Origin of the sequence: Anabaena azotica FACHB-119 (assembly GCF_014697625.1) — a bacterium.
GTDB lineage: Bacteria > Cyanobacteriota > Cyanobacteriia > Cyanobacteriales > Nostocaceae > Trichormus > Trichormus azoticus_A.
On record NZ_JACJSG010000022.1, the window covers coordinates 69,999 to 86,121 of the forward strand.

At 41.2% G+C, this 16,123-nt stretch carries 15 protein-coding genes; 6 read left to right on the forward strand and 9 right to left on the reverse strand.

The window, feature by feature from the left end; all coding sequences use genetic code 11:
- Window positions 1-469 precede the first annotated feature (469 nt).
- Entirely contained in the window at window positions 470-1,369 is a 900-nt protein-coding gene (gene miaA / locus H6G83_RS16960) for a tRNA (adenosine(37)-N6)-dimethylallyltransferase MiaA (RefSeq protein ID WP_190474398.1), read from the forward strand.
- 181 nt (window positions 1,370-1,550) lie between these two features.
- Here the strand turns inward: miaA and H6G83_RS16965 are convergent, their stop codons facing one another.
- On the reverse strand, window positions 1,551-2,342 hold the full coding sequence (locus tag H6G83_RS16965) for a Uma2 family endonuclease (RefSeq protein ID WP_190474400.1): 792 nt from the start codon (window positions 2,340-2,342) through the stop codon (window positions 1,551-1,553).
- A gap of 156 nt (window positions 2,343-2,498) precedes the next feature.
- Here H6G83_RS16965 and H6G83_RS16970 point away from each other — a divergent pair, with 156 nt between their 5' ends.
- Together H6G83_RS16970 and glcD are read left to right on the forward strand one after the other, a co-directional pair.
- On the forward strand, window positions 2,499-3,290 hold the full coding sequence (locus tag H6G83_RS16970; RefSeq protein WP_190474402.1) for a WG repeat-containing protein: 792 nt from the start codon (window positions 2,499-2,501) through the stop codon (window positions 3,288-3,290).
- Window positions 3,291-3,429: 139 nt separating this feature from the next.
- Window positions 3,430-4,908 (forward strand): glycolate oxidase subunit GlcD, encoded by a 1,479-nt coding sequence (gene glcD / locus H6G83_RS16975; RefSeq protein WP_199328473.1) that lies wholly within the window; start codon window positions 3,430-3,432, stop codon window positions 4,906-4,908.
- Between the two features lie 936 nt (window positions 4,909-5,844).
- Here the strand turns inward: glcD and H6G83_RS16980 are convergent.
- A complete protein-coding gene (locus tag H6G83_RS16980) occupies window positions 5,845-6,645 on the reverse strand; it encodes a Tab2/Atab2 family RNA-binding protein (protein WP_190474404.1) in 801 nt (266 codons plus the stop codon).
- 175 nt (window positions 6,646-6,820) lie between these two features.
- On the opposite strand from H6G83_RS16980, the gene H6G83_RS16985 reads away from it, so the two are divergent.
- Window positions 6,821-7,204: a DUF4346 domain-containing protein gene (locus H6G83_RS16985; protein WP_190474406.1), complete on the forward strand. Its 384-nt coding sequence runs from the start codon at window positions 6,821-6,823 to the stop codon at window positions 7,202-7,204.
- Between the two features lie 76 nt (window positions 7,205-7,280).
- Here H6G83_RS16985 and psb32 read toward each other — a convergent pair whose 3' ends face one another.
- Window positions 7,281-8,018 (reverse strand): photosystem II repair protein Psb32, encoded by a 738-nt coding sequence (gene psb32, locus H6G83_RS16990; protein ID WP_190474408.1) that lies wholly within the window; start codon window positions 8,016-8,018, stop codon window positions 7,281-7,283.
- A gap of 282 nt (window positions 8,019-8,300) precedes the next feature.
- Here psb32 and surE point away from each other — a divergent pair, with 282 nt between their 5' ends.
- Complete coding sequence (gene surE / locus H6G83_RS16995) at window positions 8,301-8,981, forward strand: 5'/3'-nucleotidase SurE (protein WP_190474409.1); 681 nt, start codon at window positions 8,301-8,303, stop codon at window positions 8,979-8,981.
- A 403-nt stretch (window positions 8,982-9,384) separates the two neighbouring features.
- On the opposite strand, the gene H6G83_RS17000 is transcribed toward surE, so the two are convergent.
- Window positions 9,385-9,588 (reverse strand): hypothetical protein, encoded by a 204-nt coding sequence (locus H6G83_RS17000; RefSeq protein WP_190474411.1) that lies wholly within the window; start codon window positions 9,586-9,588, stop codon window positions 9,385-9,387.
- Window positions 9,589-9,770: 182 nt separating this feature from the next.
- On the opposite strand from H6G83_RS17000, the gene H6G83_RS17005 reads away from it, so the two are divergent.
- Entirely contained in the window at window positions 9,771-10,643 is an 873-nt protein-coding gene (locus H6G83_RS17005; protein WP_190474413.1) for an S-methyl-5'-thioadenosine phosphorylase, read from the forward strand.
- 538 nt (window positions 10,644-11,181) lie between these two features.
- Here H6G83_RS17005 and H6G83_RS17010 read toward each other — a convergent pair.
- From H6G83_RS17010 to H6G83_RS17030, 5 genes are all read right to left on the reverse strand, one after another.
- Window positions 11,182-11,631: a hypothetical protein gene (locus tag H6G83_RS17010; RefSeq protein ID WP_190474476.1), complete on the reverse strand. Its 450-nt coding sequence runs from the start codon at window positions 11,629-11,631 to the stop codon at window positions 11,182-11,184.
- Between the two features lie 197 nt (window positions 11,632-11,828).
- Complete coding sequence (locus H6G83_RS17015; protein WP_190474415.1) at window positions 11,829-12,695, reverse strand: zinc metalloprotease HtpX; 867 nt, start codon at window positions 12,693-12,695, stop codon at window positions 11,829-11,831.
- A gap of 447 nt (window positions 12,696-13,142) precedes the next feature.
- A complete protein-coding gene (locus H6G83_RS17020) occupies window positions 13,143-13,874 on the reverse strand; it encodes a hypothetical protein (RefSeq protein WP_190474417.1) in 732 nt (243 codons plus the stop codon).
- A 44-nt stretch (window positions 13,875-13,918) separates the two neighbouring features.
- Window positions 13,919-14,944 carry a glucokinase gene (locus H6G83_RS17025; RefSeq protein WP_190474419.1) on the reverse strand — a complete coding sequence of 342 codons (1,026 nt, stop codon included), beginning with the start codon at window positions 14,942-14,944 and terminating at the stop codon, window positions 13,919-13,921.
- Between the two features lie 244 nt (window positions 14,945-15,188).
- The gene (locus H6G83_RS17030) at window positions 15,189-15,836 is read right to left on the reverse strand and encodes a histidine phosphatase family protein (protein WP_190474421.1); all 648 of its coding nucleotides are present in this window, start codon (window positions 15,834-15,836) and stop codon (window positions 15,189-15,191) included.
- Window positions 15,837-16,123 lie beyond the last annotated feature (287 nt).

The window sequence follows — 16,123 nt, forward strand, 5'->3', positions numbered from 1 at the left end:
AAGGCTAAAAAGTCAAATCACTCCAAAATTCTAACACAAAAGCCTTAATGGCTGCTGTGGGGCAATTTTGTGAGAAGTTTAAATAGGGGATGTATCCCCATAAGTTTTTTCAATTAATCGCCGGAATATTGCAATTTTTTTCAATTTATAACATACTCAGGGACTGGGGATTGGGGACTGGGTGGAAGTTGTTTTAGGATGATGGGTTTGTGTCTTTATATATGCTGGCGAGTGTTATGTAGTGAGAACACAGTTGCATTCAGGAAATTATTTATCGAAGAGGCGATCGCTCAAAATAGTAAAAAGCCTCAAGATTGTAGCACAAAAGCGTTGCTGGGGACTGGGGATTGGGGGGAGATGAGGGAGTGGGGGGAGATGAGGGAGTGGGGGGAGATGAGGGAGTGGGGGGAGCAGGGGAGAAAAACTAATGACTAATGACTATGGACTATGGACTATGGACTAATGACTAATGACTAAATTAATCGTAATTTGTGGGGCGACGGCGACGGGGAAATCTGGTTTGGCTTTGAAGTTAGCCAAGCGGTTGGGTTCGGTAATTTTGAGTGCTGACTCTCGTCAGGTGTATCGTGAGTTTAATATTGGGACAGCTAAACCCAGTTTGGCAGAACAACAAGCGGTTCCTCATTATTTAATAGATATCTGCAATGCTACAGAAACGATGACGGTTGCAGATTATCAAGCACAAGCACAAGCATTAATTAATTCTCTGCCAAATTCGCCACTTTTGTTGGTTGGTGGTACTGGGTTATACATTCGCTCGATTGTGCAGGGGATGAAGATACCCAGGGTTGCACCGAATTATGAATTGCGATCGCAACTCGAATCTCTCGGTCAAACCACAATCTACAGCATTTTACAACAAGTTGATCCGATTGCTGCTCAAAAGATTCATCCTAATGATCCTGTGAGAACTTTACGAGCATTAGAAGTATTTTACGTGACTGGTGTACCCATATCTGAACAACAAGGAGAAAACCCACCAGAGTATCCGATTTTACAAATTGGCTTGGATTGTGAGATGGATAAATTAACTGAGCGGATTTACAAACGCACTGAGCAAATGATAGCAGATGGTTTAGTGGCTGAGGTTGAATATCTATGTCAAAAATATGGTGCTGATTTGCCTTTACTAAATACTTTAGGATATCAAGAAATCAAGGAATATTTAGCAGGTAAAATTTCCTTGGAGGAAGCAGAAGAATTAACAGTTTTACATACAAGACAATTTGCCAAACGTCAGCGCACATGGTTTAGAGCATATCCGCAAATTGAATGGTTTGATGCTAATGATGCTGATTTATTAGATAAAGTTTGGCAGCGTGTCATATCAATTAAAAATTCGTCTTGAAAAGTTTCCTACGGCGGGAAACCCGCCTACAGAACTTTCCGCAAAATTCAAAATTCAAAATTAAGAAAAAATGATGTAGAGACGTTGTATACCAATCTCTACAATGGAGAATAAAAGTTGAGTTTGTAGTGAGGACTTTAGTCCTCTCTGCGAGACGCTACGCGAACATAAAGAACTTTATCTACAAAGCATCCGGGTCAATACCCATAGCCCTTAATCTTTCCGCTAACAGTTGTGCGCGTGCTTCTGCTTGTTCTGCGCGTTGTCGTTCCTGTTCTGCGCGTTGTCGTTCCTGTTCTGCGCGTTGTCGTTCCTGTTCTGCACGTTGTCGTTCCTGTTCTGTGCGTTGTCGTTCCTGTTGTGCAAGTTCATCTCCTGTAAGCAAAAGATTACCGTCTGGGTAGCACCAACGTAACCAATTGTCTTGTCTTCCTTCAAACTCCCCTTGCCAAAAAGTGACACCTAAACTAACTTGTTCTAACCAATTTTCTGAAGTTTCAAAATAACGTCTTCCTCTCAGTTCATAAACTCGTAGTGTCTTTTCTCCTAATTGTTGTATCGGGTCATATACAATGTAGTAACTCACCCGCATTTGTTCATAAGTTCGCAGCTTTTTACCGAGTTCTTCACCTTCTTTATTTGAGACAATCTCTAACACAACTTCTGGAAATTTACCAAACTGCCAAACCATATAACAACGGTTTTGTTTTTCCCACCAATTTTCAGGTGTTTGGACATCCAAGCTGAGGAAAATATCAGGAACAATTGGTGGCTGTTTATCTGACTGATATATACCTACATTAGCTTCAGCTAAAAAAGGTTGATTTTGAAAAGAAGTGTAAAGAGAACTGACTAATAAACGTTGCTGTTTGGCAGATGCAAAATTATCCACAGGTGTATCATCTTCGGTAATTAGCTGGTTGGCATCTGGCACATAGAAATTATCGTTATTTATGATAAGTTGCTCAACCATAAATTTATCCACTATCTAAGCGCGTTATTTCTAGGTTAATTGATTATGAGTGAAAGGTGATAACTTTATTGCGAGTTCATATTTTAAGTATTGTAATATTTATCCTGTATGGGTTAAAACATATTCAGTAGTAATTTTACTAATTGAGCAATTTTAATGAACAACCGCCTAATCCCCTATCAGGAAGGTAGTAAATGGGGATATAAAAATCAAAAGGGACAAGTAGTAGTTAGACCTCAGTTTGATGAAGTAGGAGATTTTAGTAACGGATTAGCACAGGTAAGAGTTGGTAATCAAGTCAGCTATATTGATCAGTCAGGACAAATGATTACTCACTCTGGAGTTGCTAATCATGAAATAATCAACGACATATTAGGTCAAATCCAAGATAAGCATCATATTAAGTCTATTCACAAGATAGAATCTGTGAATATCGAGCAGGAAGATAATCAGAAAGAAAAAATTTATGAAAATCTTATACGGGTTAAGATTGCTGATAAATATGGCTATAGTGACCCTACAGGAAAGCTTGTAGTTCCTGCAAAGTTTAATCAGGCTTGGCATTTTTCTGAAGGTTTAGCATTAGTACAAATTGGTTATAAGTGGGGTTATATAAATACAACAGGTAGATTAGTTATTCAATTTCAGTTTGACTGGGCTGAAAGTTTTGAGCAAGGACAAGCGCGAGTTAGGCTTGCTAATAAGTATGGGTACATTAACCAGACAGGAAAAGTAGTAATACCAATAAAATTTGATTGTCTTGAAAAATTTTCTGAAGGATTAGCATTGATTAAAATGGAAAACAAATGGGGTTATATTAACCATAGTGGAGAGTTAGTCATTCAGTGCAAATTTGATCGAGCTACGAGCTTTTTTGCAGGAAAAGCATCTGTTTTTATCGGTCGAAATAAGCGTTTAATAGATAAAACAGGTAAGTTTATTGATTAAATATTGCTAGAACTGAGTAAACTTTCAAGATGAGAGCGTTGATACAGCCACCGTAGGCATTGCCTCTTCATCCCCTGAAACTGTTATCCTTACAACATATACTAATTACACTCCTCCACCCGTAGTTAAATAAAAATCTATGCTTATCCAAGACCAAGATAAAAAACAACGTAACTGGAAACCCATCATCAAAGCCTTTGAGGCTGTCCTGGGGACAAAAGGCGTAGTCCAACGCCGTGAGGAACTTATCACATACGAATGTGATGGTTTAACTAGCTACCGTCAACGTCCGGCTGTGGCGGTGTTACCTAGAACTACTGAACAAGTTGCGGCGGTGGTGAAAATATGTAATCAGTATGCTGTACCTTTCATTGCACGCGGTTCTGGAACTGGGTTATCTGGTGGGGCGTTACCATCGGAAGATTCTGTGTTAATTGTTACTTCCCTCATGCGGCAAATTCTCAGCGTAGATTTAGATAATCAGCGCATTGTAGTACAGCCAGGGGTAATTAACAGTTGGGTAACACAGACTGTCAGTGGTGCGGGATTTTATTATGCACCAGACCCTTCTAGCCAAATTATCTGTTCTATTGGGGGTAATGTGGCAGAAAACTCTGGTGGGGTGCATTGTTTAAAGTATGGTGTCACCACTAACCATGTTTTGGGGTTGAAAATAGTTACGCCGGAAGGGGAAATAGTTGATTTAGGTGGACAAATTCCCGAAACCCCTGGTTATGATTTAACAGGTATATTTGTCGGTTCGGAAGGGACTTTAGGAATTGCGACAGAAATTACCTTACGCATCCTCAAAAGTGCAGAATCAATTTGTGTATTATTAGCAGACTTTACCAGTGTGGAAGCTGCTGGGGCGACTGTTTCCGATATCATCAGTGCGGGGATAATTCCTGGTGGGATGGAAATGATGGATAACGCTAGTATTAACGCGGTGGAGGATGTTGTCGCCACTAATTGTTATCCTCGTGATGCGACGGCGATTTTGTTAGTGGAAATTGATGGGTTGGAAGTTGAAGTTGAGGTGAATAAACAACGTGTCACGGAAATTTGTAAAAAGAATGGAGCGCGGAGTGTGACTTCTGCTAGTGACCCAGAAACTAGGTTGAAATTGTGGAAAGGACGTAAAGCGGCGTTTGCTGCTGCTGGTCATTTAAGCCCAGATTATTATGTGCAAGATGGGGTAATTCCTCGGACGCAATTACCTTATGTTTTGCAGGAAATTGAAGCATTAAGTCAGAAATTTGGTTATCCTATTGCTAATGTGTTTCATGCTGGGGATGGGAATTTACATCCATTAATTTTATTTGATAATGCTGTTCCTGGGGCATTGGAAAAAGTCGAAGAATTGGGTGGAGAAATTCTCAAGCTTTGTGTGAGAGTTGGCGGTAGTATTTCAGGTGAACATGGTATTGGGGCTGATAAAAAATGCTATATGCCAGATATGTTTAGTGATACAGATTTGGAAACTATGCAATGGGTAAGAGAAGTATTTAATCCCCAAGGTTTAGCAAATCCTGGGAAGATGTTCCCCACACCACGCACTTGTGGCGAAGCTGCAAATATTGCTAAAACTCCACAGTTTGAAGGTGTAGAAAGATTTTAATAGTTATCAATTAACAGCAATGATATGTTTGTAGTAAGCGGTTTGAGCCACTTATTTTTCTGACTTTTCACGTTATGTGGAAAAGTTAACGACAGACCTAACCCCCCAGCCACCTTCCCTACAAGGCTATCCATTACCCGGATCTATCTCAACATTTGTGAGAGTATTCACTCACGTTTTTTCTAACCCTGATTTGTTCGTTGTTGATTTTCAATAAAAACATGGTTTTAGCGAGAAGATAAGGTGCGAATTTGTCAAGCCCGATGAAAAACTGAGTTGGCAAGATGCTTACTAAGCAAGGGTTTTAAGATTGTAAAGAAAGATGTGGGTAATGGATAGCCTCGTAGGAGAGGGGTTGGGGGAGAGGTCAAAACAACGCTTGTCGAACTCACGTTAATATCAGGGTTTATTATTTACCTGTGTTTTAACCTACTAACGAACGACGGGGTTTCAACCCATTTTTCTGATAATTATTTTCTAAAAATTACATGATTTTATAAAAATTCACATAAACTTTCACGCACATGAGGTTACTCATGGCTCAATTTAGCAAGAATTGATTAATCACAGAGGCACAGAGATAAAAAAGTAAATTTATACCTCAATACTGTTCAGATAAGAATAATTAACCGCCGATAAACGCCGATAAACGCCGATGAATTTAGATATTTAGTTAATGTTTCTGCCCAATTTAGCCTTAACTGAACCGTATTGATTTATACCTATTGCAATAACAGAGAGATGAGTATAACGATCAGGACTTACGCACCAATGTTGTCTGTTAAGACTGGGTGTAAGGGTGTAAGGGTGTAAGGGTGTAGGTTTTGAAGGCTTACCCCCCTACACCCCTATACCCCTATACCCTTGTCCAAACCCTTGATTTTTCGTTTTCATGCGTAAGTCCTAACGATAAGCCTGTCCCCTGTCACCTGTCCCCTATTCCCTAGTAGACTGTAGTAACCAAAAACCTGTATAAGTCATGCCAGAATCATCAGGCTGGACTAATAGAAAGTGTAATCCTTTGCTTTGCTGTTTGCGTTGTTCGTAGACTTGCGCCGCCTGTGCTACTTCTGCATCTTCAAAGGTGACTAAAACCCATCTATCCACCAAGCCGGCTTCTAATACCAAACCATCGGGCGCACCAGCAATATAATTCAATTCTACAGGACGGGCTTGGGCAATCCATCTGGCTAAATTAAGCGATCGCCTACCACCATAGATTACCACACCAGGAATCGCAGTGGTTGATGCCAAGCCTAAATTAAGCGGTTGGAGAGACTCTGGTAAGGATAAAATGGGAATTGGGCGATCGCTAAACATCTCCACAACATCCCCAGCTTGGATACTCGCAAAACGCCACTCGTCACCCCACAAATTATTCGGTAATGGTGATGGTGGTGGTTTATCAACGGCGATGGAATATTGCTTTTCTTGCAACCATTGCTTCAAAGCCAGAGTTTGGCGTTGCGGTTCCACATTAATTCCTAAATTTCTTCCCGCCGCTTCAATTAAACTCAAAGACTGGGGACGAAAAACTTGAATCAGACTTGGCATTTTTTCCCCTGCGGCTAACTGAAATTGTTCAGTCAACCAACTGGAATTAGCCGCAGACTGGGGACAAGTCGCCGTATATTCAAAACTGCGAGTTGCATCACAAATTAACAACTCCCACAAAACTTGTGCATCTGCATCATGTAGGGGACTACGATAAAAATCTGCTTGCCAAACCAGACTCATGCTTAACTCTCTTACCCAACCGCTATATAATACCAATTTACGAATTGATATAAGATGGGTTATGCCTGCAATCGCTGTTTGAAACTACAATCTCCTGAATCTCAGATTCAAAGGATTATGTCAAACTTGAGATGGAGCGTAAAATTCCTGAATAAAATGTTAGTTTTTCAAGCTTATGGATTTGATAGTTGAAGATTTAGCTGCCATTGATAATAAACTTTCTCAGCGTCATATTGACCTTGACCCTAATGGATATTTCATTATCTATATAGATAGAGCAGCAGGCTTAATTTATGCCAAACATTTTACAAATGTAATTGACGAACGTGGTTTAGCTGTAGATCCCCAAACAGGTAAAGTAATTCCTGCTAAGGGGAAAGTAGAAAGAACTCACACCACAGTTTTTAGTGGCAGAACAGCAAAGGAATTGTGTGTGAAAATTTTTGAAGAAACTCCACACTGTCCCGTCACTCTGTTAGATCACGCCGCCTATTTAGGTCGTGAATTTGTCCGTGCTGAAGTTGCTTTAGTTACAGGACAAGAGTACGTGCAGGACTAGGGTGTCTCAGTTAACAGTAATCAGTTATCAGTTATCAGTTAACATTACCTGATAACTGATAACTGATTAAATTCCCCTAACCTTCAGACGATGGTTGAACAGCGAGGTAAATGTAGTAAGTTGCCATTGGGATGATAGTAGCGGCAATTAACAGCCCTACTACCCAAGCTGTAGCGTTACCTTTGTCGGTTTCCTCGGCTTTCTTAAATGTGCCTTCTACTTGCACATTGTCTACAATTTTTGGTGGGCCGGGATCAGGTTGACCGGAGAGAACAGTCACTAGGCGATCGCCTGCATCTAAAAATGCTTGGTTATATTTGTTACCATCGCGTAAAGGTGCAGCTAAGGTTTCCTCGGCGACGCTTTTAGCGATAGCATCTGTGAGTGTAGGCTTGACCTCTTCACCAGTGATAATCGCAGTACCATTAGTCACAGTCACCAGCACTAACAAAGTTTGATTTGCTTGCGCTTCTGGGGTAGGAAACCATTTTTTAAACAAAGCTTGTGCAAAACTCTCTGGTGTTTCACCATAATCTAGGCGACGGACAGTTACAAATCTAACTTCCTTACCTGTCTGTTTTGCCAAGTCGTCAAACTTACTGCTAATTGTCCCTTCATTGATGCGGCTAATTACATCGCCTTCATCTAACACCCAGGTGGAATCCCCAGGATTGAGATTTGGTAATTGATACACACCCGTAGCTAGTGCAGGGGCGGTAAATAGGGAAGAAACGAGAATTACAGCTAATAAAGGTAAAATCATCTGGATGAATCGGCTTTTCATCCGAGAGACTTGGTTGAGTATATGTGTCATTGATAAATTTATAAGACCATCTAGCACCAAAAATACTACACAACCAATGTCAAAAGCACTATCTGGAAAAATTTATTCTCAGAGGCAGGCAGGAGGGAAGAAATTTTGAGATGATTGTAATTCTCTGAAGAGTTTTGTTGATTGATACCGTTTGTTGATGTAACTTGCCTAGCGTAGCCATAGATGCGCTTTCTTGACAGTTGACAGTTGTCAATAACTAATGACTAATGACTAATGACTAATCACTATTGACTAATCACTATTGACTAATGACTAATCACTATGACCATAATCTTAACTAACGATGACGGTATTGATGCGCCGGGAATTAAAGCATTAATTCAAGCTGTCCAAGGCAAAAACTTTATCGTTGCTGCACCTAGAGATCATCAATCAGGTTGTGGTCATCAAGTTACCACTGCTCACCCGATTAATCTACAAAAACGTTCTGATACTGAATATGCGATCGCTGGTACTCCCGCCGATTGTGTGAGAATTGCAATAACACAAATTTCTCAAGATGTCAAGTTTGTCTTTTCAGGCATCAACGCAGGCGGTAACTTGGGAGTAGATGCTTACATTTCTGGAACCGTTGCGGCTGTGCGAGAAGCAGCAATGCACGGTATTGCCGGCATCGCCATTTCTCACTATCGTAAAGCTAAACACAACTTTGATTGGGAACTAGCAGCTAAGTGGACGGCTGAAGTTCTAGCAGAATTATTACACCGTCCTCTAGAACCGGGTTGCTTTTGGAATGTCAATTTACCCCACATACTACCAGGCTCACCCGAACCAGAGCTAGTTTTTTGCCATCCTTGCACTAAACCTTTACCAGTGAACTACCGCATTGATGGCGACGATTTTTTCTATGTCGGTGAATACAGCAAGCGTGAACGTACACCAGGGAGTGATGTGGAAGTTTGTTTTGCAGGTAATATTGCAGTCACACAACTAAGGGTGTGAACCAGGGTTAACAAACAGTTCTATGTATTGCTAACCCTGAAACCTGAATGAATTAAAAAACTTACAAATGATTGTCACAGCCAAGTTGTACCTGCGTCATATCAGACTGTTACGTTAAAAGTATACAGCCGAAACCATCATTACGTAGGATCTGGGGATAATCACTATGTTTACTTTTGCCTTAGCTACATTTTTGGTGAGCTTACTGACTGTATCAGGTTGGGCTGCGATCGCCTACCTTTTTCCGCAAAATCATTCCCAAGATTAACAGGACTTACGCAACTGGCACATGGGGTAGGGTGCGTCAGATGTGGAAAATCCTTAAATCTGTACGAAATTATTGGGGCTGACGCACCCTACAGTTAGTTTGATTATGACACTTGCGTAAGTCCTAATTAATTGTTTAATCGACAACTTTCAATAATCCCTTTTGCAAAGCGCCGAATATACGGTTGATTTGATGCCTTTCTGCATCGTCTAAATCTTCTTTAGACAATAGCGTAGACATTAATAACTGTTGGTCGCGGCGTGAGATTCTGCCAATAGCAAATATATGTTCAAAAATTGACTCTAAAGGCATTTGGGTTGAGGGGCTAGTAATTGGCATATTCCTCACCAAAATTTATTTTCTTAAAGTTATGCTTTAGAGAATAACAATCTTCTGTAAAGTCTGACATTAGTGAGCATACTGAATAACAAATGCTCAATGGTTATAGCTTGATGCCTCCTGTGATACTCGCCTTTTCGGTAAAATAACTAGGCAGTTCAGCAAGCAACAGGTTAAGACTCATGACTCAGGCGCAGATTGGGATTATTGGTGGTAGTGGTCTCTACAAGATGGAAGCCCTCAAAGATGTAGAAGAAGTCCAAATTCAAACCCCCTTCGGTTCGCCCTCTGATGCGTTAATACTAGGAAAATTAGATGGGATAAGAGTAGCATTTTTAGCTAGGCATGGTCGTAATCATACGATGTTACCTTCAGAGTTACCCTTCCGTGCCAACATCTACGCAATGAAGCAATTAGGCGTGCAGTATTTAATTTCAGCTAGTGCAGTAGGTTCTTTAAAGGAAGAAGCTAAACCCTTGGATATGGTAGTTCCAGACCAGTTTATCGATAGGACAAAGAACCGAGTTTCTACATTTTTTGGTGAGGGTATTGTAGCTCACATTGCCTTTGGCGACCCCATCTGTAAAAATTTAGCAGGAGTTTTAGCGGATGCGATCGCATCCTTAAATTTACCAGATGTCATTCTCCACAGAGGCGGCACTTATGTTTGCATGGAAGGCCCCGCATTTTCCACAAAGGCAGAATCAAATCTTTATCGGAGTTGGGGTGCAACAGTCATTGGTATGACTAACCTACCAGAAGCGAAGTTAGCCAGGGAAGCAGAAATTGCCTATGCTACCTTGGCACTAGTTACAGACTATGATTGTTGGCATCCAGACCATGATAGTGTGACTGTAGAAATGGTAATTGGCAATTTACAACGCAACGCTGTTAACGCACAAAAAGTTATTCAAGAAACTGTAAGGCGTTTAAGTAAAAATCCCCCACATAGTGAGGCTCATTCTGCTTTGAAGTATGCAATTTTGACAAATTTAGACAAAGCACCTGCGGCGACAAAGGAGAAGTTAGAGTTATTGTTACAGAAATATTTGTAATCAACCAATAGTTGGTAATGGGTAATAGCGAATTGGTAATTGTTTTTTACTATTACCAATTAGCAACCCCTACTGGACTGTCTAGACTAAATTTGTGCATTAGCCAACAATCTATCATCTTGTTCATCTGCGTTCATCTGCGTTCATCTGCGTTCAATTTTCCCCAAACCTATTGCCACATTTTAGTCCAGTCGCGCTACTATTAGCGTGACCGGGCTAAAATGTTGCATTATAGAATCAGTTTTATCGGCGTTCATCGGCGTACCCTGCGGGAAGGCTGCGCCAACATCGGCGGTTTTTTATTTAAATCTAATGCACTATTTTAGTCTAGACACGCCACTATTGGACTGGCAAGGCTAAAATAGTGCAATAAGTTTCCTCTCTAACCTCTGTGTCTCTGTGCCTCTGTGGTTAATTAATGCAACATTTTAAGCTTGCCACGCCACTATAATGTCAAAATGGTGCGTTGCGCTATGCGACAACACACCATACTTCTGTTTGCAGTTCATCTAGTTTGAATTACTTGGCTTTCCATCCATTAACCTTGATGGCGTGGGGCATTGAAGGCATCCCAAGCAGCTTTAGCGGCATTTTGTAGACGCACAGTAAAATCTACAAAATCCTTCATCAACAAATGCCAGTTTTTCTCAGCTTCGTCCTTCAATACTGCCCAGAAATATTCTATGCGATCGCTTCCATCTAAATTCAGACCATCACCATCCCCAGTTCTGCCCCCTTCAATGGTTTCCCGAATCTTACGCACAGCATTTATGTAAGTTTCGCGAGTGAAAGTTCCGGCGGTTTCAGCTTCAGCTTGAGCGCGTCTTTTAAGGGCTTCAATGAGTGCTTTAGTTTCGCGCTTAACTTCATCAGTTTCGCCAACCATCTCCGCTTCCACTATCTCATCAGTTTGAGAGCTAATTTCTACTACCACAGTAGATTGAACAGTTTCTACAGTTTCAATGATTTCAATGTTGTCACTATTCATAGTTGAAATATCCTTTTTGTTATTAGTCATTAGTCATTAGTCAACAGTCCAGTAGGGGCGGGTTCAGCCAGAAATTCATGGGGAAAATAAATATGTCAATTAAACCCGCCCGTACAAAAGTCAAAAGTTGTTCTCTACTCCTCTGCTTCCTGTTCCCCTCTTGGGAGGGGCTAGGGGTGGGTTACTTCCTCATCTCCCTAGCCTCTAACCAGTTGTTGCTCTAACTGAAGCAGTGCTTGAACTCTTTCTTCCGTAGATGGGTGACTAGAAAACAAATTGCCTAAAAACTGCCCAGAGATGGGATTGATAATTAATAACGGTTCAAAAGCTGGGTTAGCATTCAAAGGTAATTGTCTTGCTGTAGCTTCTAATCTTTGTAATGCACGAGCTAAAGCGCGAGGATTACCTGTTAATTTAGCAGAACCAGCATCAGCAGAAAACTCTCTCGTGCGGGAAATTGCTAACTGAATAATTGTTGCGGCTATCGGTGCAAGCAGTACAGTTAACAAAACCCCAAAAGGATTTCCGCCTCTTTCGTTATCTCTTCCACCAACTCCCCCGAACCATAAGCTATAACTCACCATTTGCGCTAAGAAGGAGATAGCACCAGCCACCGTAGCAGCTACAGCTTGGGTTAAGGTGTCGCGGTTAATAATATGTGTAAGTTCGTGAGCGATGACACCTTCTAATTCATCCTCTGGCAATATATTTAAAATGCCTTCAGTGACAGCTACAGCAGCGTGTTCTGGATCTCGTCCTGTGGCAAAAGCATTAGCAGTTTGGCCGGGAACGATGTAAATTCCAGGCATGGGAATATTAGCCCGTTGCGATAATCTCCGCACCATGTGATATAATTCCGGCGCTTGGCTTTCGCTTACAGGCTGCGCTCGGTAAGCGGCCAAGGCAATCTTATCTGATTGATACCATGAAAGCAGGTTTGTCACTGCCGCCAAGCCAATACCAATAATTAAGCCGCCACTACCGCCAATTACCCAATAACTGATAGCAATTAATAAGCCACTAAGGGCAGCAAGCAAAGCAAGCGTTTTGAATTGATTTCCCATGTTTTCGCTCTCCTGCTAATGCTGTAAAGATTTTTTTAATCTTTACTAGACAACAATATTAGTTAAGTTGTACCTTGATTGTATCTATCTAAACAGGGATATATCAGGTAGAAATTACGCTCTATTATGAGTACGGTTTTCCGGCTTTGAGTTGCCGATATATTAGTTCGTGGCGGTATTTGTTAGATATAAGTTTTGAGAATCTGTATTTCTTAATACTTTTTTAGAAGGAAAAATATATTTTTTCAAAAGCAGAGTGGCGCAGAGATTAGCGCAGAGGAATGTAGAGGTTTTATGGGAATTTTTTAATGGGCAAAGGTGTAAATCATGTCTCATTGTTGGGCATCTCATAGCAGTTGGTAAGTTTATACCTTTTCAATAAGAAGGTGGCGATGCACTCCCCACCCTACTGTCCCCTGTCCCCTGTTACCTATTCCCTGCTACATTTCACCTTTTCAGAACTAGTTGGAAGGAATTGAGATATCCGGTAATAGTTTTAGCTAGAGTATTTTGCTGCTTTTTGGTAGTTATCGCCATTACTTGATACAAGCGTCCATCAGCCACATAAATTCTACTTTTGGTGATTTTACCGCCTGCATTTATATAAGTAATTTCCTTGCCTGGATGACCGTTAGAACTGCGAATATTGCGCTGATTCAACAAATTACTTTTTGTGGTCTTTAACGCCATATCTCGGACGTTATTCAAAATTTCCTGGGGGTCTGTGATTTTTCCATAGCTATAGGGAAATTCGTTGTATACCACTAAATAAGCTACTTCCTGTTTGGGGGGTTGGGCTGAAAAAACCTCTAAATTAATTTCCCCCATGTGGGTTTTTTGGGTTTGGGATTCCTTTTTGGGAATACCAGGCATTAAAACAGAAAAGCGTCCATCTGGGGCAGTAAACAACTTCCATTGTGGCTGAACTGGTTCGGCAATGGTTGGTTTTTTTGGAGACTCAGTTTTTTTAGCAACAGTTGGTTTTTTTGGAGACTCGGTTTTTTTAATAACAGTTGGTTTTCTTGGAGACTCAGTTTTTTGAGCAACAGTTGGTTTTTTGCGAGATATAACTGTTTTAGCTGGAGCATTAGCACGTTTGGGCTGACGTGCTTCTACAGTCATGGAGCCGCTACAAACTAAGGTAGCGGCGATGAACGAGAACACAATTTTTACTGTCATAGTTTTGGCATCGCGGATGCTGATATTACTGATGATGCTAGCTGTTATAACCTAGCAGCACACAAAGCAGCACCTATTAATCCCACTTGTTGATTGAGAATGATATGAACGGGGATTTCTTCCAATAGTGGGCGCATTCTGCCTTTTTGACTGAAGTTGAGTAAAAAGTTGCTGTTTTCAATCAAGGGTAAGATTTTGGGGGCGATACCGCCTGCAATGTATAAACCGCCATAGGGTAAGAGTTTGAGGGCTAAATTCCCGGCTTCTGCACCATAAGCATCTATAAATAATTGCAGGGTTTGTTCCGAAAGGCGATCGCACTTCAGCACTGCGGCTTTACCAATAGCTGCACCAGGATCTACACTTTTTTCCGCCTGTCCGGCTTGTTGTTCCCAGGTGCGGACAATTTGAGCAATTTCTGGCGACTCTGTGGCTTGTTTGCGATCGCGTAAAAATTGGTAAATTGCTACAATTCCCTGTCCAGAAACTACCCGTTCCACAGAAACACGCTGAATATCATGTTTATCCAGCAGATATTTCAATAACTGAAACTCTAACTCATTGCGGGGAGCAAAGTCAGCGTGTCCACCTTCCGAGGGGAAAACTTGATAGTGATTTCCCTGCTTGATTAAAAATCCTTGTCCTAACCCAGTACCAGCACCAATAACAGCGATAGGGGCTTCCGGTTTTGTTTTGCCAACTTGTAAAGTGAGGATATCTTGCTTAGTTAAACCAAAAATCCCATAACCAACAGCAGCAAAATCATTAATCAGCGAAATTAAGGGAATACCCAATTCTTGGGCTAATCGTTCAGTATCCAAAAACCAAGCCAAATTAGTCAACTTAGCAGTATTATTCACCACTGGCCCGGCGATCGCAAAACAAGCTTTTTCGGGTGTTGGTGAATTAGCCTTGACTAAAAACTGCTGCACCATCGGTACTAAATCAAGAAAATCCCCACTGTGGTAAGTTTCCTCAAAAATAGTCTTTAACTCCGATGAGTCTGATATTTTCACCAAACGTAAAATAGTTTTCGTCCCGCCAATATCTCCCGCTAATAATAAAGTCATAAAACTTAGTAGTAAATGAGTCAGTGGTCAGTGGTCATTAGTCATTAGTCCATAGTCAACAGTTAATAGTCAACAGTCCATAGAAAGGGGAAGGGGGAAGGGGGAAAGGGGAAGGGGGAAGGGGGAAAGGGGAAAAGAACAACTGTCAACTGTCACCTGTCACCTGTCACCTGTCACCTGTCAACTGTCAACTGTCAACTGTCACCTGTCACCTGTCACCTGTCAACTGTCAACTGTCAACTTATTAAGCAAATCGAATCACTTCTTCTACCTCAGTCAAATGGGAAGTATCTCCCTTTAGTTCTAGCAACCAGTCAGGCTCGTAGCGCACAACCTTGACTAAGGAACATAAAGAAGCTTTGACTTCAGTTTTGGCAATTTCTCCAACTAGCCCCATTGCAGCACCCAGCACAGACGCACCATGCGCCACCAACAAAATATTATCTGGAGAGAACTCCGTCACCAAACACCTAGCTGTTTGTCCCGAACGCGCCCTGACTTGTTCGTGGGTTTCAGGATAATTCGCCGCAATACGTGCTGTATAACTCAGATTAATTCTAGGAAATAATTCTGCTAGGGCTGAAGCTGACAGGCGTTTTGGTTCTTCAGTCATCCAAGCTGGATTGAGCCATTCACTCAACCCTGTCTCTAGATTAATCGGTAAATCTAAAACTTCTGCTACTGCATTAGCAGTTTGTACCGTTCTCAGAAAAGGAGAAGCAAAAATATGATGGATTTTCTCTTTTCGCAAACGTTGAGCTAGCTGTTTAGCTTGCACCATCCCATCATCAGACAAGGGCGGATCATAACGTCGTTCTGCGGTCAGAAACCAGTCAGGGTTAACAAAGTCGAGGCGGTTGGCGTGTCTTGCGATCCAGACTATTTGACTCATGGGTTTGATTAATCAGGCGAATTGAACTCGCTACACACAAAAATAGACACCCAAAAAGACGGGTGCAAACCCAATATATGATAAATCTTGTAATAATTTGTAATTAGTCATTAGTCCATAGTCAACAGTCCATAGTCAACAGTCTATAGTCAACAGTTTATTTATTTCCCTTTACCCTTTCCCCCTTCCCCTTTCCCCATTTATGAAGTGATATTACAAACCTTGCAAAAATATTGAGAAATTGTCTCTGGGTCAAACATGGTTTTAACGTAGAACCTATAGGAAAG